General features: G+C 59.1%; 21 protein-coding genes. 13 read left to right on the top strand and 8 right to left on the bottom strand.

Annotated elements, in window-relative coordinates; genetic code table 11:
• Nucleotides 1–2: 2 nt before the first annotated feature.
• The 3 genes from pcaH to pcaD are packed head-to-tail and all read right to left on the bottom strand — an operon-like array spanning nt 3 to nt 1,972.
• A complete protein-coding gene (gene pcaH, locus EV130_RS05635) occupies nt 3–752 on the bottom strand; it encodes a protocatechuate 3,4-dioxygenase subunit beta (protein ID WP_132659544.1) in 750 nt (249 codons plus the stop codon).
• A 9-nt stretch (nt 753–761) separates the two neighbouring features.
• Nucleotides 762–1,166, bottom strand: coding sequence for a 4-carboxymuconolactone decarboxylase (gene pcaC, locus EV130_RS05630; protein WP_132551619.1), 405 nt, complete (start codon nt 1,164–1,166; stop codon nt 762–764).
• Complete coding sequence (pcaD, locus tag EV130_RS05625; protein ID WP_132551617.1) at nt 1,163–1,972, bottom strand: 3-oxoadipate enol-lactonase; 810 nt, start codon at nt 1,970–1,972, stop codon at nt 1,163–1,165. Before pcaD ends, pcaC begins: the two co-directional genes overlap by 4 nt.
• Nucleotides 1,973–2,065: 93 nt before the next feature.
• On the opposite strand from pcaD, the gene pcaQ reads away from it, so the two are divergent.
• Together pcaQ and EV130_RS05615 are read left to right on the top strand one after the other, a co-directional pair.
• Nucleotides 2,066–2,989, top strand: coding sequence for a pca operon transcription factor PcaQ (gene pcaQ, locus EV130_RS05620; RefSeq protein WP_132551615.1), 924 nt, complete (start codon nt 2,066–2,068; stop codon nt 2,987–2,989).
• A 308-nt stretch (nt 2,990–3,297) separates the two neighbouring features.
• The gene (locus EV130_RS05615; protein ID WP_074064907.1) at nt 3,298–3,837 is read left to right on the top strand and encodes a DUF2380 domain-containing protein; all 540 of its coding nucleotides are present in this window, start codon (nt 3,298–3,300) and stop codon (nt 3,835–3,837) included.
• 76 nt (nt 3,838–3,913) lie between these two features.
• Here EV130_RS05615 and EV130_RS32480 read toward each other — a convergent pair whose 3' ends face one another.
• Nucleotides 3,914–4,084 carry a hypothetical protein gene (locus tag EV130_RS32480; RefSeq protein ID WP_165918495.1) on the bottom strand — a complete coding sequence of 57 codons (171 nt, stop codon included), beginning with the start codon at nt 4,082–4,084 and terminating at the stop codon, nt 3,914–3,916.
• Between the two features lie 232 nt (nt 4,085–4,316).
• Between EV130_RS32480 and EV130_RS05610 the strand changes: the two genes are divergently transcribed.
• Together EV130_RS05610 and EV130_RS05605 are read left to right on the top strand one after the other, a co-directional pair.
• On the top strand, nt 4,317–4,631 hold the full coding sequence (locus tag EV130_RS05610; RefSeq protein WP_132551611.1) for a hypothetical protein: 315 nt from the start codon (nt 4,317–4,319) through the stop codon (nt 4,629–4,631).
• Nucleotides 4,632–4,647: 16 nt separating this feature from the next.
• Nucleotides 4,648–4,902 carry a YMGG-like glycine zipper-containing protein gene (locus tag EV130_RS05605; RefSeq protein WP_074064905.1) on the top strand — a complete coding sequence of 85 codons (255 nt, stop codon included), beginning with the start codon at nt 4,648–4,650 and terminating at the stop codon, nt 4,900–4,902.
• Between the two features lie 4 nt (nt 4,903–4,906).
• Here EV130_RS05605 and EV130_RS05600 read toward each other — a convergent pair whose 3' ends face one another.
• The gene (locus EV130_RS05600) at nt 4,907–5,956 is read right to left on the bottom strand and encodes a GlxA family transcriptional regulator (protein ID WP_074064904.1); all 1,050 of its coding nucleotides are present in this window, start codon (nt 5,954–5,956) and stop codon (nt 4,907–4,909) included.
• 177 nt (nt 5,957–6,133) lie between these two features.
• On the opposite strand from EV130_RS05600, the gene EV130_RS05595 reads away from it, so the two are divergent.
• Both EV130_RS05595 and EV130_RS34200 read left to right on the top strand, forming a co-directional pair.
• Entirely contained in the window at nt 6,134–7,210 is a 1,077-nt protein-coding gene (locus EV130_RS05595) for a class I SAM-dependent methyltransferase (protein WP_074064903.1), read from the top strand.
• A gap of 161 nt (nt 7,211–7,371) precedes the next feature.
• Complete coding sequence (locus EV130_RS34200; RefSeq protein ID WP_081377254.1) at nt 7,372–7,677, top strand: YjiS-like domain-containing protein; 306 nt, start codon at nt 7,372–7,374, stop codon at nt 7,675–7,677.
• Here EV130_RS34200 and pobA read toward each other — a convergent pair.
• Nucleotides 7,674–8,846, bottom strand: a complete 1,173-nt coding sequence (gene pobA / locus EV130_RS05585) for a 4-hydroxybenzoate 3-monooxygenase (protein WP_132659542.1) — start codon at nt 8,844–8,846, stop codon at nt 7,674–7,676. The two genes, EV130_RS34200 and pobA, sit on opposite strands and share 4 nt — an antisense overlap.
• A gap of 111 nt (nt 8,847–8,957) precedes the next feature.
• Between pobA and EV130_RS05580 the strand changes: the two genes are divergently transcribed.
• Nucleotides 8,958–9,839, top strand: a complete 882-nt coding sequence (locus EV130_RS05580) for a helix-turn-helix domain-containing protein (protein WP_074064900.1) — start codon at nt 8,958–8,960, stop codon at nt 9,837–9,839.
• Nucleotides 9,840–9,873: 34 nt separating this feature from the next.
• Here the strand turns inward: EV130_RS05580 and EV130_RS05575 are convergent, their stop codons facing one another.
• On the bottom strand, nt 9,874–10,629 hold the full coding sequence (locus tag EV130_RS05575; RefSeq protein WP_132659540.1) for an IclR family transcriptional regulator: 756 nt from the start codon (nt 10,627–10,629) through the stop codon (nt 9,874–9,876).
• A 150-nt stretch (nt 10,630–10,779) separates the two neighbouring features.
• On the opposite strand from EV130_RS05575, the gene EV130_RS05570 reads away from it, so the two are divergent.
• The 6 genes from EV130_RS05570 to EV130_RS05545 all read left to right on the top strand — a co-directional run bounded on the left by EV130_RS05570 (nt 10,780) and on the right by EV130_RS05545 (nt 17,691).
• Nucleotides 10,780–11,487 carry a 3-oxoacid CoA-transferase subunit A gene (locus tag EV130_RS05570; RefSeq protein WP_132659538.1) on the top strand — a complete coding sequence of 236 codons (708 nt, stop codon included), beginning with the start codon at nt 10,780–10,782 and terminating at the stop codon, nt 11,485–11,487.
• Nucleotides 11,484–12,188, top strand: a complete 705-nt coding sequence (locus EV130_RS05565; protein WP_074064897.1) for a 3-oxoacid CoA-transferase subunit B — start codon at nt 11,484–11,486, stop codon at nt 12,186–12,188. Before EV130_RS05570 ends, EV130_RS05565 begins: the two co-directional genes overlap by 4 nt.
• Before the next feature lie 10 nt (nt 12,189–12,198).
• Entirely contained in the window at nt 12,199–13,404 is a 1,206-nt protein-coding gene (gene pcaF, locus EV130_RS05560) for a 3-oxoadipyl-CoA thiolase (protein ID WP_074065697.1), read from the top strand.
• A 203-nt stretch (nt 13,405–13,607) separates the two neighbouring features.
• Entirely contained in the window at nt 13,608–14,402 is a 795-nt protein-coding gene (locus tag EV130_RS05555; protein ID WP_074065696.1) for an SDR family NAD(P)-dependent oxidoreductase, read from the top strand.
• A 77-nt stretch (nt 14,403–14,479) separates the two neighbouring features.
• Nucleotides 14,480–16,633, top strand: a complete 2,154-nt coding sequence (gene glgX, locus EV130_RS05550; protein ID WP_074064896.1) for a glycogen debranching protein GlgX — start codon at nt 14,480–14,482, stop codon at nt 16,631–16,633.
• A gap of 14 nt (nt 16,634–16,647) precedes the next feature.
• Nucleotides 16,648–17,691 (top strand): DNA topoisomerase IB, encoded by a 1,044-nt coding sequence (locus EV130_RS05545; protein WP_132659536.1) that lies wholly within the window; start codon nt 16,648–16,650, stop codon nt 17,689–17,691.
• Nucleotides 17,692–17,739: 48 nt separating this feature from the next.
• Here EV130_RS05545 and EV130_RS05540 read toward each other — a convergent pair whose 3' ends face one another.
• Entirely contained in the window at nt 17,740–18,300 is a 561-nt protein-coding gene (locus EV130_RS05540; RefSeq protein WP_074064894.1) for a DJ-1/PfpI/YhbO family deglycase/protease, read from the bottom strand.
• Nucleotides 18,301–18,304: the final 4 nt, after the last annotated feature.

Genomic DNA, 18,304 nt, shown 5'->3' with positions numbered 1-18,304 from the left:
GATCAGTTGCCCTCCAGCCGGTTTTCGAACAGGGTCGATCGGCGACCGCGCAGAACGATGTCGAACTTGTAGGCGCGCGCGTCCATGGGGATGGTGTTGCCCCAGTCGAGCAGTGCAATCAGCTGCTCGATTGCGGCCTTGTCGGGGATCGTGCCGACGATCGGACATTTCCAGATCATCGGGTCGCCTTCGAAATACATCTGCGTGATCAGCCGCTGAGCAAAGCCGTGGCCGAAGATCGAAAAGTGGATGTGTGCCGGGCGCCAATCGTTGGCGCCGTTCGGCCACGGATAGGCGCCGGGGCGAATGGTGCGGAAGGAGTATTGACCATATTCGTCGGTGATACAGCGCCCGCAACCGCCAAAATTCGGATCGATGGCCGCGAGATAGGATTCTTTCCTGTGGCGATAACGCCCGCCGGCATTGGCCTGCCAGAATTCGACCAGCGCGCCGGAGACCGGCCGCCTACGCTCGTCGATCACCCGACCGTGAACGATAATCCGCTCGCCGAGCGCGCTCTCGCCGGGGCGGGCGAAGTTGTGGATCAGGTCATTGTCGAGTTCACCGATGATCGAATGACCAAAGACCGGCCCGGTAATCTCTGAGATCGTGCCGTCGAGCGACAGCAGCGCGCGTTGTGGGCAACGCAGCACCGAGGTCTTATAGCCGGGCGCATAGGCCGGTGGATGCCAGGTGCGGTCTCGGGCGAAAAAGGCACCGATTTCCGGCTTGCGGTTCGATATATCGGACATCTCTTCCTCTCAGGCTGTCTTTTCGGCGTCCATCTGCTCGAAAACCTGTTTGGCGATCTTGATTGCGTGATTGGCAGCCGGAACACCCGCATAGATCGCCACGTGCAGGAGCGCTTCGCAAACATCCTCGCGGCTGGCGCCGGTATTGGCCGTCGCGCGAACATGCATCGCAATCTCGTCATCCTGGCCCAGTGCGGCCAGAAGCGCGATCGTTACGATCGAGCGCTCGCGTTTGGTGAAGGCCGGACGCGACCAGACATGTCCCCAGGCAGCCTCCGTAATTAGGTCCTGAAACGGCTTGTCGAAAGCCGTCGAGCCTGCTTCGGCCCGATCGACGTGGTCATGGCCAAGGACCGCGCGGCGGGTCGCCATGCCCTGCTGGTAGCGTTCGGACGGAATAGAGGCTTCATTCATCGGCTTGGTTCTCCATGCAAGGCGAAATCGATGAAGGCGCGGATGACGGCGGTAAGGGCCTCCGGTTGTTCGACGCAGGGGATGTGACCGGCATCGCGGATCGTTTCAAACCGTGCGTTCGGGATCAGATTTGCGGTGTGTCTCACCAGGTCCGGTGGCGTCGAACCGTCCTGATCGCCGACAATGCAGATGGTGGGAACCGCAATCTTGCCTGCGGCTTCTGTGAAATCGGCATCGCGAATTGCGCCGCAGGTTGCTGCATAGCCTTCGACGGGCTGACGGGCGAGCATGTTGCAGTAGCCGGCATAGGCCTGATTTTCCGGGCGCCGGAAGGCGGGCGTGAACCAACGCTCCATCACCGCATCGACGATGTTGCCGATACCGTAATTTTCGACCGCCTCGATGCGGGCGTTCCATGTTTCGGCGGTGCCGATTTTGTGAGCCGTATCGCAAAGGATGAGACCGCGTACGAGGTCCGGGCGCTGCTGATAAAGTGACTGCGCGATGAGCCCGCCGACCGACAGGCCGCAGATGAAGGCCCGCTCGACCTCAAGGGTCTCCAGGAGGCCGATGAGGTCGGAGGCATGGTCGTCGATCGAATATGGCAACTGGCCTATATCCGAAAGACCATGCCCGCGCTTGTCGTAAAGCACGATCTTGAAATCCCCTGCCAGCCGCACGATCACATCGCGCCAGATCCTGAAATCCGTACCGAGCGAATTGGCAAAGACAATGACTGGCTTGCCGGCAGGGCCACCAATGATCTGATAGTGAATCGTGACATCGTTGACGCGGGCAAATTGCACGGAACTTCCTCCTCGCACAAAATTTGAATGTTTAATTCGGTTAGGTAAAATGATATTTCGTGGCTTTCCGATAACTTATGGGTTATGTGACCAATGATCGATAGCCGTATCAAGTTTCGCCATCTGCAGACCTTTGTCGAGGTCGCGCGGCAGAAAAGCGTCATGAAGGCAGCTGAACTCCTGCGGGTGAGCCAGCCTGCGGTGACAAAGACGATCCGCGAACTGGAAGCAGTGCTGGGCGTTGCTGTTTTCGAGCGCGACGGGCGCGGCATCAAGATCACGCGGTACGGCGACGTGTTCCTTAAGCATGCTGGCGCGGCGCTGACGGCGCTCCGCCACGGGCTCGATTCGGTCACCCAGGAGCGGGTGGGCGACGCTCCGCCGATCCGCATCGGCGCACTTCCGACGGTATCGACGCGCGTCATGCCGCAGGCCATGGAGCTCTTCCTCAAAGAAAATACCTGGAGCCGCATCAAGATCGTGACTGGCGACAATGCGGTGCTTTTGGAGCAGCTTCGAGTGGGCGACCTCGATCTTGTCGTCGGACGCCTTGCTGGAGCGGAAAAAATGGCAGGCTTTTCATTTGAGCACCTCTATTCCGAACAGGTGGTGTTTGCCGTCCGGGCCGGGCACCCGCTTCTGAAAACTGGGCAATCGCCCTTTGCCGCGCTCGCAGAATACACGGTGCTGATGCCGACGCGGGCCTCAATCATTCGCCCCTTCGTGGAAAGTTTCCTTATCGCCAATGGTGTCCCGAACCTGCCGAACCAGATCGAGACGGTTTCCGATTCTTTCGGCCGCGCCTTCTTGCGGTCAAGCGACGCAATCTGGATCATCTCGACTGGCGTTGTGGCAGCCGACATAGAGGACGGCGTGCTGGCAATACTGCCGATCGATACGAGCGAAACCAAAGGGCCTGTGGGTCTGACGATGCGCACGGACGCGATCCCCTCGTTACCGTTGTCCATTCTGATGCAGACCATCCGGGAGGCCGCGCGCGAGATTTCGGCAAGATGAGGTGCCAAGGACGTCGAGCGACACTGATCGGCCCGCCGCCCACGCGCCGCCTGGCGAGACCGCGAGAGTGTACTTCAATCGAGTCGCTATCCTGTGGCGACGAGTATTACGTTGTCGACGCTCTTTTCAATGTGCTTGGCACGACGAAGATGGACAGGCAAACGGCGGTGCTCCGCATCTTGAATGACACAGACTTATAACGCACGAGCGCAGTCCTATTTTTGCCGGTCCTTGCACTAGACTTCTGATCTATGAATGCATTGGCGCAGGCGCCACCCCCGGCGTCGATTTTCAGGTAGGAGGAGGACGTGGTACAAGCCAGCTTTCACGTAAAAAGTAGGTTGTGCGCCCCAGGTTGGTGGCGCGCCATAGCGTTGGCGGGTGCCACCGTCCTTGCATCAACCGCCCTTGCCGAGGCGATTGAACCCTTAACGGTAGCCGTTGCCAATTTCGACTTCAGGGACACGTCCGGCGAAGCTGATGGCCAGATCGACGGCCACGATGAGCGGCTGACGGCGTTCGGCGCAACCCTACGTGACAGTCTTTCGAGACGTAAAAAGTTCAGCATCACTTCGTTGGTATGCCGGAATGGGCAATGCACGGCGCGTGATCCGGGGATTGCGGAGCTTTACGAAGAGGCGAAAAGGGCTGGCGCGAATTACCTGCTCATAGGCGAGATCCATAAGATGAGCACCTTGGTGGGCTGGGCGAAGTATGTCCTGCTGGACATCAACGCCAACAAGCCCACCTGCGACCGGTTTATAACGTATCGTGGCGACACAGACGAAGCCTGGAAACGCGCTGCAAGATTTGTGGCAAATGACATTGAAAGGAACTGCATTCCGTGAGGCATTTCTGGGAGACCGGTCTGAGCGTAGGATGGATGGCCACACTGCGGGTCACCTCGTGTGCTTTTCGGTTCCTTTAACTTCCATCGGCGGTGGTCGTGGCTTCGCGAAGGCTCCGCGTCAATTGCTCGCTGTCGCCCGACAGGAGCTGACCGTAAACGTAGAGCAGGCCGGCAAGGGCGATGACAATGGCGACGGCCGCCGCGCTCCAGCGGCTTATAACGCGGGTGGATCCGTCGTCCTTCATTGCAAACCTCCTTGATCGCTCTTCCGTCACACCAACCCAATGCTGGGCGTTGAATGACGTTCCGATCTGGGGCCACAGTCTGAAGTTGCGAAGGACTTTGGACTTGGTTCTCCATGGGCTAAAGTCCGATCGATCTGCGACTGAAGTCCAACCCAGGAGATGGGGTCGACGCGCTAGCGGAACAAACAAGCCGTCCAAAGCTTCCCTTTCTCACCGAAAGCGGAGAATGAAGATGACATACGATCCTAACAATCCGAACGATCCTAATCGCACAATCACTCCCAACCCGGATCTGGACCTTCGCACAACGCCGGTGGAGCACACCCGATCCAGCGCATGGGTGGGCTGGGCGGCCGCCATTGCAGCGATCGCCGTTGTCGCGTTTGCTTACACTTTGTGGAACGATGCTCCGGATACGGATCCGCAGCCTACGGCATCCACGACGAATTCCGAGCCAACCCCTGATCCGGCAAAGCCGATGGCACCAACTGATAACAACGCGACGCCGGCACCGGCTACGCCGCCGGCCGCTCCTGCTCAACAGTAATACTAAGGAGTTCAAAATGATGAGAAGAATTGTCCTTGCCAGTGCCTTCGTTGGTGCCCTGGCATCTTGCACAGCGACGGAGAGGGGGACGGCCATTGGGGCCGGCACCGGAGCAGTTATCGGCGGGGCCGTCAGCAATAGCTGGGAAGGCGCTGCGGTCGGAGCCGTCGCTGGCGGCGTCGCCGGCGCGCTGATTGGCCGCTCGACCGAACGTCGCGGCTACTGCGTGTATCGAGATCGCTACGGACGAACCTATGAGGCGCGTTGCTAGGAGTTTAATCCTTTAAGCCGGTGCGTGCATACTCAGGTATTCTAAAGCGCCGTCGGTAACCTCCCGGCGTCAAGCCGGTCACGCGTTTGAAGAGACGGCGGAAAAAAGCCGGTTCCTCGTAACCGACCTGCCAGCCGATCTCGTCGACCGATGCCTCCGTCCGCTCCAAACGGCGTTTCGCGTCCTCGATCCTTAGACGCTGCACGTAGGCGATCGGGCTCAACCCGGTCGCCGCTGTGAAACGCCGCTTGAAGGTGCGCTCGGCCAGCCCCGAGCGACGGATCATCTCCTCTAGCGGGTTGGCCACCGGAAAATGCGTGGACACCCATTCCTGAACCGACCGAACGGCGATGTCTCCATGATCGCTGCGCCCCTCGAAGACTATGTAGGGCGTAAGGCCGTCCTGATGCCATTGGAGGGCGAAGCAGCGCGCGACCGCCTGTGCCGCGGTCGATCCAGCATGTCTTGCGATGAGATAGAGGACCAAATCATGCCAGGTCATGGAAGCTCCTGAACTGACCAGTTCTTCGCGCAGGCCCGAGACGACCAGGACCCGCTCAGGGTGGCTATGGACACGCGGAAATTCCGCCTTGAAGGCGTTGGCGTAACCGAAATGCACCGTAGCTTCCGCACCATCGAAGAGCCCTGTTTCCGCGAGAAGGAAAATACCGGAGCAAGCCGAGCATAGGAGCGCGCCGCGTTGGTGCATGGCTCGAAGCCATTCCACAAGTTCCGGGTGTCGTCCTTTTTGCCAACCCTCCGGGCCAAGTAGGATGGAAGGGACGATGATGATGTCGGTCGTCTCGACCGCCGCAATGCTGCGTTGGACCATAACAGGAATGCGACTGGCAAGAGCCAGCGGTCCTGATTCGAGCCCGACGATCTCGACCTGAAACGGTGGCGCGTGGCGCTTTGCGTCGCCCAGCGGCGGCATGATAGAAAAGGCGTTCATCACGTCGAAGATGCCACTCAGGGTCGACACCACGGCCTCGGGAATAGCAACGAGGCTGACATGGAGCGGCTCCGGGCCAGCCTGCTCAGTATTATGCGGCATAGTCAATTCCTTGGACGCAAGCACGGCACGATAACGCGGAAAGGGCAGCCACGCCACGCCCCTTGGCGTGGCACGATCGGCCCGATTCTGGAAAGTTCCGCTCTGCCGATCCCTCCTTTTAACTGCGATGCTCTCCTCAACCTCCGCTTCCGAAGGTTCTTGAACAGGAGAAATGACATGGAACATGTCCAGATCAACACGATCGATTCTGCAAAGCTTGACGCGCTTCTTTCGCGCGTGGTCGAAGACCTTTCTGCTGGTTATGGCGGGGTCATGGTGAGTCTTGGCAACCGGCTCGGCCTCTATAAGGCAATGTCCGAAGCCGGCCCGCTTACATCGCACGAGCTTGCCCACCGTGCCGGCTGCGCCGAACGCTACGTTCGCGAATGGCTCAATTCACAAGTCGCCGGCGGCTACCTCGCTTACCACGCGATCAGTGGTACCTACGAGATCACGCCGGAGCAAGCGCTTGTCCTTGCCAACGACGATAGCCCGGTCTTCATCCCTAACGCCTGGGCAGTCCCTGCTTCTATGTGGGCGGACGAGGACAAGGCGGTAGAGGCCTTTCGCACCGGCAACGGCGTGCCGTGGGGCGACCATAACGGACGTCTCTACTGCGGAGTTGCCGCCTTCTACCGCAATGCTTACAAGGCAAGCTTGGTCTGCGAATGGCTGCCCGCTCTTGATGGGGTTGTCGAGAAACTGAAGGTCGGGGCTTTTGTGGCCGATATCGGGTGCGGACACGGGCATTCTACCGCGCTCATGGCACAGGCATTCCCGGCTTCGACATTCCGTGGCTTCGACGCGCACCGGGACTCCGTAATCGAGGCGCAAAAAGTCGCCACCATGACAGGCGTTTCCAAGCACGTCACCTTCGCGGAAACTCGAGCCGACAACTATCCCGGAACCGGCTACGACCTCATCTGCTTCTTCGATTGCCTGCACGACATGGGAGATCCGGTCGCCGCTGCGGCGCATGCAGCCAAGGCCATTGCGCCAGACGGCACCGTGATGCTCGTGGAGCCCTTCGCCAATGATCGGGTCGAAGACAATATCTCGCCTGTCGCGAGGATGTATTATGCGGCCTCCACGACGATCTGCTGCGCTCATGCGATTGCAGATGGCGGCCGTATGGTGCTTGGCGCGCAGGCCGGCGAAGCCCGGCTGGCGGGCGTGTTCCGCAAGGCGGGCTTCACCCGTTTCCGCCGCGCCATGACAACGCCTTTCAACCTGATCCTCGAAGCTCGACTCTAATCTGACGATCGTCAGCGCCTTCAACAGGCCGCACCAAGGCGGGAGATGTTGTCTTCTTTTGCGAGCACATCCGCTGGAGTTCACCTTGCGGGAACAGAGCGACTGGATCGCATTTGCCTCACCCGTCATCTCCAAAAACTTCGCCGATCGCAGCAGCCAGAATGGAGATTGCCATGATGCCAGCCACAGAAAGATCGGACCGAGCGGCGGAGATGACGCTGCTCAGAATATTCCGAGCCGGCTTCGGAACTTTCTGGGGCCGCGGAGAACGGTTGGCCACCGCCCGTGCACTTTCGGCCCTCAATGATCACCTGCTGAAAGATATAGGAGTTAGCCGGCTGGAGATCGATCTTGGCCATCTAGCCCACCGCGATTGCTGCCGGCACCGCGAGGCAATTGATGGAGGCCCATCCGTAACCGTCGAGCACAGTGCGCTCATCCGGTTGGAAGGGAAGCGCTTCGGCTAGTAGGCAAGTCCAACATAGTTTTCCGCAAGCGCTGTCGCGGCTGCCCGGGAATGCGTCAAATAGTCGAGTTCGGCTTCCTGGATCTTCTGGTCGAAATCACTCGTATCGGGGAACCGGTGCAGCATCGTCGTCATCCACCAAGAGAAGCGAACCGCCTTCCAGACGCGTGACAGCGCGTGTTCGGAATAGGCATCGATGCCGGCGTTCGAGCCCTCCTGATAGTGTTCGATAAGGCCCTTGAAAAGGTAGTATACGTCGCTGGCAGCGAGATTGAGGCCCTTGGCGCCCGTCGGCGGGACGATATGGGCGGCATCCCCGACCAGAAACAGCCGATTAAAACGCATAGGCTCGGCGACGAATGACCGGAGCGGTGCGATCGACTTTTCGAACGAAGGTGCGGTACGCACAGCGTCTGCGTGGTGAGCTGGAAGGCGGCGCCGCAGCTCGTCCCAGAAACGGACGTCGCCCCAGTTCTCGATTCTTTCATCAAGCGGGCACTGGATGTAATAGCGGCTGCGGGTCTGCGAGCGCATCGAGCAGAGCGCGAAACCGCGCGGATGGTTGGCATAGATAAGCTCGTGGCTGACAGGCGGCACCTCGGCCAGGATGCCGAGCCAGCCGAAGGGGTAGACCTTTTCGAAGGCGCACAACGACTTTTCCGGCACCGCCTTGCGGCTTGCACCGTGAAACCCGTCACAACCGGCGATGAAATCGCAATAGAGGCGGTGCGTTGTGCCGTCCTTATCATAGGTGAGGTAGGGAAGTTGACGGTCGAATTCGTGCGGCTGGACGTCAGCGGCTTCGTAGATCGTCAAGGCGCCGCTCTTTTTTCGACGGTCCATCAGGTCGCGTGTGAGTTCCGTCTGGCCATAGATCATGACGCGCTTGCCTCCGGTAAGCCCAAAGAGATCTATGCGGTGATCGCGACCGTCGAAAGCAAGCGAAAAGCCGTCATGCGGCAGGCCTTCGGCATGCATTCGGGCGCCGGCCTTTGCCTGGTCCAAAAGGCCGACCGTGCCTTCCTCCAAGACGCCGGCACGAACGCGTCCGAGAATGTAGTCCTTGTCGACCCGATCTAGAATGACGTTTTCGACGCCGGCTTCCGTCAAAAGCTGGCCGAGCAGGAGCCCGGATGGCCCGGAGCCGATAATTGCGACCTGTGTGCGCATGCTTCCTCCCGCGCTTGTCTTTCGTCAAATTCTCCTCTTGGTCGACGGCCGCGGCAATGGACATTTTACGCGAGAAATTGCACGAATCGAACATCGAGGAATCTACGTGTGATGACGAAATCGGCTCCGACCTATGATCTTTATGGCGAGAGCGCCGGCAAAAAGCCGGATTTCTGGCTGCATTGCGAGACAATTCCGTCGCGCAGCAGCCTTCATGGCTGGGAAATCCGGCTGCACCGTCATGAAAACTTCCTTCAGATCTTGTACATCAATGCCGGATCGGGCGATGCAATCTTCGCACAGGAGCGGCATGCGATCCGTCCGCGCTCCGTGATCACAGTGCCGCCAGGCCTGAAGCACGGTTTTCGGTTTTCGAAAGATATCGACGGCTTTGTTATCACGGTTCTTGCCTCGCATCTGAAATCCACGCCTGGTGATCGCAGTCGGTTCGGGCAGTGGCTGGCGAAACCGCAGCTGACCGGGCTCGATATGCAAGACCAGGATGCCGCTTACGTAGCGCAGACGCTGACGCGGTTGGGAGAAGAATTTTCCGGGCGGCGGAGCGGCCGGAGCGATCTGCTGGATGCGTATCTGACTTCGGCACTGCAACTAACGGCACGGATTTGCGAAGGTGCCGAGAGTGAGGTGGCCGATGAGAATAGCCGGCGCATGGAGGTTCTGAGCGGCCTGGTTCAACAGTATCTAAGGGCACATAAGCCGGTAGCCTTCTACGCTCGCGAGCTCGGCATCTCACCGGCGCATCTGAACCGCATCGTGAAGACTGCAACGGGAAACAGCGTGCGCGAACTCATCGCCCGCAAGCTGACGGAGGAGGCAAAACGCGAATTGCTTTTCACCCTCGCCAGCGTACAGGAGATCAGCTACCGGTTGGGCTTTGCCGATTCAGCCTACTTCTCGCGCTTTTTTCTGAATCGGGTGGGCGAGACGCCGCGCACATGGCGCATCGCCGAGCGGACGAGGCTCGCGGTGTGATGTCCCCAATTGCGGAGGAGGGATCTCCGCACTGCTATCGCAAGACCAGCCGCAAGGCCTTTTGTGTCTCCTGCAAAAGCGGCAGATAGCGGCTCGCCATTTCCGATGCAGGGGCGTGGACTGCGGACGCTCCGATGTTGATTGCTGCAACCGTCTGGCCTCGATCGTTTTCGACCGGAACGGCGATGGAGCAAAGGCCGATTTCAAGCTCCTGATCGATAATGGCATAGCCTTGCGAGCGGACGCGGCGGAATTCGGCAATCAGATCTTCCGGGTCGGTCTTTGTGTTCGGCGTGTTTTGCCTCAACGCTGTCCGACCAAGGATAGCACGCGCTTCGTGTTCCGGTAGCGCTGCGAGCAGCACGCGGCCCATCGAGGCGCAATAGGCGGGCAGGCGGCTGCCGGGCGTCAGATTGATCGACATGACGCGGCGCTGAGAGGCGCGTGCGATATAGACGATGTCGGTCCCTTCAAGAACCGAGGCCGAGGAGCTCTGCTGCGCCTTTTCCGACAATTGGTCGAGATGCGGTTGGATCTGCACGGGCAAGGGTGTTGCCGACAGATAGGCATGGCCGAGGCGCAGGATCTTCGGCGTCAAAGTGAAAAACTTGCCGTCGTAATCCGCATAGCCGAGCTCTGCGAGCGTCAGGAGCGAACGACGCACTGTGGCGCGGTCAAGGCCGGCGAGTTTGGAAGCGTCAGTGATCGAGAGACGTTGGTGCGTTTCACCAAAGGCTTCGATTACTTTTAAGCCGCGGGCAAAGCCGCTGACGAAATCCGTTTCGCGCATTTTGTTGACTCCACATCAAGTCGGCAGAGTTTGTGCGATATACGAACAAAAGTCAAATAACGCACAAAATACTTGCCGCCGATTTCGTCTCGTCTTATTCGTGACTAGGAATGCGTCCCGCCATACATAGCCGGCAAGGAGAAATTCCGCATGGACAAGACGACCGGGAGCGCGGCGGAAGCCATCTGCGAAATCGGTGACGGTGCCAGCATCATGATTGGCGGTTTCGGGGGCTCAGGTGCGCCGATCGAGCTTATCCACGCCCTCATCGACAAGGGGCCGAAGAACCTGACCGTCATCAACAACAATGCCGGCAACGGCCGCATCGGCATCGCCGCGATGATCGACGCCGGCATGGTGGGAAAGATGATCTGTTCCTTCCCGCGTTCTTCGGATCCGCGTGCTTTCACGGATAGATATCTTGCCGGCGAGATCGAGCTCGAACTCGTGCCGCAGGGGACTCTTGCCGAACGCATCCGTGCCGGCGGCGCCGGCATCCCGGCATTCTACACGCCGACGGCCTACGGCACCGAGCTTGCCGAAGGCAAGATAGTCGCTGAATTCGATGGCAGGCTCTACGTCCAGGAACGCTGGTTGAAGGCCGATTTTGCGATCGTAAAGGCGCATATCGGCGACGTACACGGCAATCTCATCTACAACAAAGCCGGCCGCAACTTTAACCCGCTGATGTGCATGGCGGCCGCAACGACGATCGTACAGGTCTCGAAGATCGTGCCTGCGGGCGGGATCGATCCCGAACAGGTCGTCACGCCCGGCATCTTCGTCGACCGTCTCGTCGAGATATCCAATCCGCAGCAGGAAGAAGAGCTCGTTCGAGCCGGAGTGGCTTACGTATGACCGTCGATACCCGAACTGCGACAACTCGCGAGGACATCAAGCTTTCCAATGCCCAGATTGCCTGGCGTGCCGCTCAAGATATTGCCGACGGCGCCTATGTGAACCTCGGCATCGGCTTTCCCGAAATGGTGGCCCGCTACCAGCCGCCCGGCCGGCAGGCGATCTTCCATACCGAGAACGGTATCTTGGGCTTCGGTGAGGCACCACCTGCCGGCGAAGAGGACTGGGACCTGATCAACGCCGGCAAGAGGCCTGTGACGTTGAAGGCTGGTGCGTCTATCTTCCACCACGCCGACAGTTTTGCCATGGTGCGCGGCGGCCATCTCGACGTCGCCATCCTCGGTGCCTATCAAGTCGCCCAGAACGGCGATCTCGCCAATTGGCGCGTCGGCAGCACGGGCGTGCCGGCCGTCGGCGGCGCGATGGATCTTGTCCATGGCGCCAAACAGGTCTTCGTCATTACAGAACACGTCACCAAGAACGGCGAGCCGAAGCTCGTCGCCGGATGCACTTTCCCTCTGACCGGCGTCGGCTGCATCACGCGCGTCTATACGAGCCACGCAGTCGTCGACATTGTGGGGGGGCATTTCGTGCTGCGTGAGAAGCTAGCGATGATCTCGATGGAGGAACTGCAGGCCATGACCGGCGCGCCGCTTTATGTCGAAGAGCCGGTTTCCGACCTTTTCGCGCCGGCACTTTGAGGAAACGATCATGAGCGACGCCTATATCTGCGACTACATCCGCACGCCGATCGGCCGCTTCGGCGGCTCGCTGTCATCGGTGCGTGGGGACGATCTCGGCGCGGTACCTCTCAAGGCACTGATGCAGCGTAACCCATCGGTCGATTGGCAGGCCGTCGACGACGTCGTTTTTGGCTGCGCGAACCAGGCCGGCGAGGACAATCGTAACGTGGCGCGGATGTCGCTGCTGCTTGCGGGTCTTCCGATTGCAGTCCCGGGAACCACGATCAACCGACTCTGCGGCTCGGGCATGGATGCGGTCATCACCGCTGCGCGCGCCATTCGCGCCGGCGAGGCGGAACTGATGATAGCAGGCGGCGTGGAGAGCATGTCGCGCGCACCATTCGTGATGCCGAAGGCGGAAACGGCCTTTTCGCGCAATGCCGAAATTTACGACACGACGATCGGCTGGCGCTTTATCAACCCGCTGATGAAGACTCAGTATGGCGTCGATTCCATGCCTGAAACAGGCGAGAACGTCGCCGAGGATTACAAGGTCAGCCGCGAGGATCAGGATACCTTCGCGCTGCGTTCGCAGGCAAAAGCCGCCGCCGCTCAGGCAAACGGCCGGCTGGCAAAGGAGATCACGCCAGTCGTGATCCCACAGCGCAAAGGCGCTGCCGTGGTAGTCGAGAAGGACGAGCATCCGCGCGCAACGACGATGGAAGCATTGGCAAAGCTTGGCACGCCGTTCAAAAAACAAGGCGGCACGGTCACGGCCGGTAATGCGTCTGGCGTCAACGATGGGGCCGCGGCATTGATCGTGGCCTCCGAGGCCGCGGCGAGGAGGCATGACCTAAAGCCGATTGCGCGAATCCTGGGCGGTGCTGCCGCCGCCGTGCCGCCCCGCATCATGGGAATCGGACCGGTTCCGGCATCGCGCAAGCTGATGGCGCGGCTCGGCATGAGTGAGGATCAGTTCGACGTCATCGAACTGAACGAGGCCTTCGCTTCGCAGGGGCTGGCCGTGCTGCGCGAACTTGGCATTGTCGATGACGATCGTCGCGTCAACCGCAATGGCGGCGCCATTGCGCTCGGCCATCCGCTTGGCATGTCGGGCGCGCGCATTACCGGAACGGCCGCACTGGAGCTCATCGAATCGGGCGGGCGTTATTCACTCTCGACGATGTGTATTGGCGTGGGACAAGGAATTGCGATAGCTCTCGAAAGAGTTTGACGGCGCATAGCGGCTCAAACGCACACACACACACACACTCTCTCTCTCTCTCTCTCTCTCTCTCTCTCTCTCTCTCTCTCTCATTCTCTTTCTCTCTCCTCTTTCGTTCTGCAGTGGGTGTCGTCCGCAATTCACCTGCTAAATCGCTCGTCAAATCGATTTCACTATCTATTTTTATGTTTTTTCGGGAGGCTGTTGCTGCCATGGCTAATCTTGCTCAATCACTCGCGTCCATAAAAATACCTGATCTGAATGGCAAAGCGGTGCTGATAACCGGTGCATCGACTGGCATCGGTGCGGCTCTTGCGCGGGCGTTCGCGGCGCAGGGCATGAAGATCGGCATCCACTACAACACAAGCCGCGAGCCAGCCGAAAAGCTTGCCGAGGAGATCAGAGCGACTGGTACCGTTGTGCATCTGGTACAGGGCGACGTTTCTAAGGAAGGCGAGACGGAACGCGTTGTAGAGGAGACCGCTAAGACCTTCGGACATCTCGATGGCCTCATCAACAATGCTGGCGGCATGCTTGGCCGCAAACTGACCGCGGAATATACCGACGAGCATTATGCCAAGGTAATGGATCTGAATGCCCGTTCTGTTCTTGCCGCAACGCGCGCCGCCCATCCCTGGCTGAAGAAGCAGGGCGGCTTCATCGTCAATACGACTTCGATCGCTGCACGAAACGGCGGGGGCAACGGTGCGGTTCTCTATGCGGCCTCCAAAGGCTTCGTTTCGACGATCACCCGGGGCCATGCCAAGGAGTTCGTCGGCGACCGCATCCGCGTCAACGCCGTCGCACCCGGTGTCATTGCTACGCCGTTCCACGAGCGCTATACCAACGACGAACAGATGGAGATGCAGCGCAAAACCATTCCGATGGGCTTCATCGGCACATCGGAAGACTGCGTCGGCGCTTATCTGTTTCTAGCTTCGCCGACCCTGTCAGGTTACATCACCGGCCAGATCATTGAGGTGAATGGCGGCCAGCTCATGCCGTAGCGCCCTTGGCGTCGGCGCAGGGAACTTTCGCACTGCGGTAACGTTTCCAGCTTGGCGATCCACCAAGCGGAGTGATTATGAGTTTTTCTTTTTCCGAACTCGATTTCATGAAGCCAGAACTGGGCGCCGAATATACCGGGACGGGGACTCATTTTGCTGTCTATTCCGCTCACGCCGAGCAGATCGACCTTTGTCTGTTTTCCGATGACGGCAAGACGGAAATGGCACGCATGCCATTGCCCAAGCGCGAGGGCGATATCTGGTCGGGCTATGTCGCCGGTCTGAAACCGGGCACCGTCTATGGCTATCGCGCGAGCGGTCCCTATGATCCGAAAAACGGCCACCGTTTCAATCCAAACAAGCTTTTACTCGATCCCTACGCCAAGCAGGTGATTGGCGATCTAATGTGGGACGATGCGCTCTACGGCTATACGATCGGCAAGGACGATCTCTCCTTCGACGAACGCGACAGCGCTCCCTTCATGGTCAAGGGCGTGGTGCAGGATCCCGATTTCGACTGGGACGGCGATGAGGCAATCCGACGCCCATGGACCGAAACGGTCATTTATGAGACCCATGTGCGCGGTATGACGATGACCCATCCGAAGGTGCCGGACCGATTGCGCGGTACCTTTCTTGGCATGTGCAGCGACCCGATCATCGATCATCTGACGAAACTCGGTGTCTCGGCCGTCGAATTGCTGCCGATCCAGTTCTTTCCGAACGATCGCTATCTGGAGGAGAAGCATCTCACCAATTACTGGGGCTACCAGACGCTCGGTTTCTTCGCGCCGCAGTCGCGTTATATGTCGAGTGACAAGATCACCGAGTTCAAGACGATGGTGAGAAAGTTTCATGCCTCCGGCATCGAGGTCATCATGGATGTGGTCTATAACCACACGGCCGAAGGCAGCGAGAGAGGTCCGACGCTTTCCTTTCGCGGTCTCGACAATGCAAGCTACTACATCCTATCGCCTGACGATCCCCGCCACACCTTCGATACGACCGGCACCGGCAACACGCTAAACGTTGCCAATCCCATGGTGATGCGCATGGTGCTCGACAGCTTGCGCTATTGGGTTGGCGTCATGCATATCGACGGTTTCCGCTTCGATCTGGCGAGCACTCTCGGCCGGCAGGATATGGAATTCGACCGGCAGGGCATCTTTTTCAGCGCGATTCGGCAAGATCCGATGCTTGCGGGCGTGAAGCTGATTGCCGAGCCTTGGGATGTCGGCGAAGGCGGCTATCAGGTCGGTGGTTTTCCCCATCCTTTTCGCGAATGGAACGACAAGTTCCGCGATGACGTCCGACGTTTCTGGAAAGGCGATGGCGGCCAGGTCTCGGAGATGGCAGAGCGTGTTACCGGTTCGGCGCTGCAGTTCAATCATTCGGATCGCGGCTCGACATCGTCCATCAATCTGCTTTCGGCCCATGACGGCTTCACGCTTATGGATACGGTCTCGTTCAACGGCAAGCATAATGAAGCCAACGGCGAGGACAACCGCGACGGCCATTCCGACAACCATTCGGACAATATGGGTGCGGAGGGCGCGACCGACGACGCCGATATCAATGACGCGCGCCGCAGGCGGCGCCGCAACATGATGGCAACGTTGCTGCTCAGCCAGGGCGTGCCGATGATCCTTGCAGGTGATGAGGTCGGCAACAGCCAGGGCGGCAACAACAATGCCTATTGCCAGGACAACGAGATCGGCTGGATCGACTGGAGCGGGCTTGACGATCCGTTTCTGACCTTCTGTCAGAGAATGATTGCTTTCCGCAAAGCGCAGCCGGAGCTTCGGCAGGAGCGTTTTTTAACCGGTGAAACCACAGAGGACGGACGGATCGAAATCGCCTGGTACAAACCGGATGGCGACTTCATGGACGATGGCGCCTGGAACGACAACGAATTGCGAGTGCTGAGCGTTTACGTGTCACGGAGTGTCCTCGCATCGGATGCGGAAAAGATGGATGGCCTCTTCATGGTATTCAATGCTGGCGGTGATTGCGAAGTCACCCTTCCGGACGTGAACGGCATCAAGACGTGGCAGCGGGTGGTCGATACCGGTGCCGACGATCCCTTTACGGTATTCAACCCGGAAAACCCGGTGATGGTCTACCGCGAAAGCGTTGCCGTCTTTGCGCCGAAAGGTGCCTCGCAGTCACCGAAGAATGCTACAAAGACCCAACGTCAGCGTTGGTTCCACTTCGGCCGCCGCAACACTTAAAATCGAACAAAGCGATGAGTGCTGAAGCCCTAAGCGACATTGGCCTGGTCTATGTGAGCGACACCGAACCCGGTATTCGCAGGCAGAAAACGGGCCGAGGCTTCTGTTACCGCCTGCCGGATGGGTCATTGGTATGCGAACCGCAGCAAAGGCGTCGTATCGCCGCACTCGGGCTGCCTCCCGCATACGAAAACGTCTGGATATGCCTGAAGGAGAACGGTCATTTGCAGGCGACCGGCTTTGATGCACGGGGCCGAAAGCAATATCGCTATCACAAGGATTGGCAGTCCTTCCGCAGCATAGCAAAATTCGATCAGCTGATCGCCTTTGGCCACGCTTTGCCCAGGATACGACGACAGGTGCAGCGTGATCTTGAGGTCGGCGCTGAAAATGTCCGCGGTGTCCTTGCGGCGTTGACGACATTGCTCGATGAGGCACATCTTCGCGTCGGCAGCCAAGCCTATCTTAAGGAAAACGGCACCTATGGCGCAACGACGCTGTTGAAGCGGCACATCACCTTGGCGGAGGACCGGATCGAACTGAAATTTCGTTCCAAGGGCGGAAAGCGTGTCCGGCGTAGCCTCAAGCACCCCAGATTGCAAAGGATTCTGGAAGAAATCGCCGACCTTCCCGGTCGCCAGCTATTCGTCTGGAAGGACGAGACGGGCGCGTTGAAACCGATCGAATCCGGGCGCTTGAACAGCTATCTGGCGGAAATTTCAGGTATTGCGATCACCGCGAAGACCTTTCGGACGTGGGCCGGCTCGCTCGCCGCCTTCGCCGTTGCGCGCAACGCAGTTGAAAAGGGAAAACGGCCGACCGTGAAGGACATGGCTGAGGCTTCGGCCGCCGTCTTGCACAATACGGCTGCCATCTCGCGTTCAAGTTACATTCACCCTGCCATCATTGCGCTTGCCGACAAGGACTGTTCTGGAGGCGAAGTCATCATGCCCGCTGCTAAGCCGTTGTGGGGACTACGGGCGGCGGAGAACCGGCTGCTCGATTTCCTGTCTCGCGATCGGCAATCGGCGGAGACGCCCGTCCGTAAAGCCTCATAAAAAGAGCCCGCGCTGGGTGTGCGCGGGCTCAGTGAACAGGAGGTCCTATCAAGCGGCTCGCTTCTCGTGGCGGCCTTCCTCGATCTCTTCGACGATCTTTGCAACAAATGCGTCCAGATCGTCCGGGGAACGGGAGGTGATGATGCCTTGGTCGGTCACGACTTCCTCATCTTTCCAGGTGGCGCCGGCGTTCTCCACATCGGTCCTGATCGACCTGTAAGAGGTTGCCTGCCTGCCTCGCAGCGCGTCGGCTTCGACAAGCAGCCAGGGCGCATGGCATATGGCGGCGACAACCTTACCGGATTTAACGAATTCGCGGACGACGCGCATTGCATTCTCGTCGGTGCGCAGCTTGTCAGGATTGATCTGGCCGCCAGGCAGGACGAGGGCATCGAAATCGATAACGTTTACCTCGTTTGCCAGAAGGTCGACACTGATGCTATCTCCCCAGTCGCCATTGCTCCAGCTCTTGATGCTGCCCTCCTTGATAGAGGCAATCTTAATGCTGGCGCCACGCTTTCTTAGCTCCTCATGCGGGACCCGTAGCTCGGAGCGCTCATAACCGTCAGTTGCAAGAATAAGTATTTTTGCAGAACTGATGGAAGGCATGGAC

Source organism: Rhizobium azibense (genome assembly GCF_004342325.1).
Classification (GTDB): domain Bacteria; phylum Pseudomonadota; class Alphaproteobacteria; order Rhizobiales; family Rhizobiaceae; genus Rhizobium; species Rhizobium etli_B.
The sequence above is the reverse complement of the archived record's forward strand: the minus strand, read 5'-3'. Positions and strand labels throughout refer to the sequence as shown.

Excerpts from the sequence above, each read along its gene's own strand:
- pcaH (WP_132659544.1), bottom strand. The coding sequence starts at position 752 with ATGTCCGATATATCGAACCGCAAGCCGGAAATCGGTGCCTTTTTCGCC.
- pcaC (WP_132551619.1), bottom strand. The coding sequence starts at position 1,166 with ATGAATGAAGCCTCTATTCCGTCCGAACGCTACCAGCAGGGCATGGCG.
- pcaQ (WP_132551615.1), top strand. The coding sequence starts at position 2,066 with ATGATCGATAGCCGTATCAAGTTTCGCCATCTGCAGACCTTTGTCGAG.
- EV130_RS32480 (WP_165918495.1), bottom strand. The coding sequence starts at position 4,084 with ATGAAGGACGACGGATCCACCCGCGTTATAAGCCGCTGGAGCGCGGCG.
- EV130_RS05610 (WP_132551611.1), top strand. The coding sequence starts at position 4,317 with ATGACATACGATCCTAACAATCCGAACGATCCTAATCGCACAATCACT.
- EV130_RS05605 (WP_074064905.1), top strand. The coding sequence starts at position 4,648 with ATGATGAGAAGAATTGTCCTTGCCAGTGCCTTCGTTGGTGCCCTGGCA.
- EV130_RS05600 (WP_074064904.1), bottom strand. The coding sequence starts at position 5,956 with ATGCCGCATAATACTGAGCAGGCTGGCCCGGAGCCGCTCCATGTCAGC.
- EV130_RS05595 (WP_074064903.1), top strand. The coding sequence starts at position 6,134 with ATGGAACATGTCCAGATCAACACGATCGATTCTGCAAAGCTTGACGCG.
- EV130_RS34200 (WP_081377254.1), top strand. The coding sequence starts at position 7,372 with ATGGAGATTGCCATGATGCCAGCCACAGAAAGATCGGACCGAGCGGCG.
- pobA (WP_132659542.1), bottom strand. The coding sequence starts at position 8,846 with ATGCGCACACAGGTCGCAATTATCGGCTCCGGGCCATCCGGGCTCCTG.
- EV130_RS05580 (WP_074064900.1), top strand. The coding sequence starts at position 8,958 with ATGACGAAATCGGCTCCGACCTATGATCTTTATGGCGAGAGCGCCGGC.
- EV130_RS05575 (WP_132659540.1), bottom strand. The coding sequence starts at position 10,629 with ATGCGCGAAACGGATTTCGTCAGCGGCTTTGCCCGCGGCTTAAAAGTA.
- EV130_RS05570 (WP_132659538.1), top strand. The coding sequence starts at position 10,780 with ATGGACAAGACGACCGGGAGCGCGGCGGAAGCCATCTGCGAAATCGGT.
- EV130_RS05565 (WP_074064897.1), top strand. The coding sequence starts at position 11,484 with ATGACCGTCGATACCCGAACTGCGACAACTCGCGAGGACATCAAGCTT.
- pcaF (WP_074065697.1), top strand. The coding sequence starts at position 12,199 with ATGAGCGACGCCTATATCTGCGACTACATCCGCACGCCGATCGGCCGC.
- EV130_RS05555 (WP_074065696.1), top strand. The coding sequence starts at position 13,608 with ATGGCTAATCTTGCTCAATCACTCGCGTCCATAAAAATACCTGATCTG.
- glgX (WP_074064896.1), top strand. The coding sequence starts at position 14,480 with ATGAGTTTTTCTTTTTCCGAACTCGATTTCATGAAGCCAGAACTGGGC.
- EV130_RS05545 (WP_132659536.1), top strand. The coding sequence starts at position 16,648 with ATGAGTGCTGAAGCCCTAAGCGACATTGGCCTGGTCTATGTGAGCGAC.
- EV130_RS05540 (WP_074064894.1), bottom strand. The coding sequence starts at position 18,300 with ATGCCTTCCATCAGTTCTGCAAAAATACTTATTCTTGCAACTGACGGT.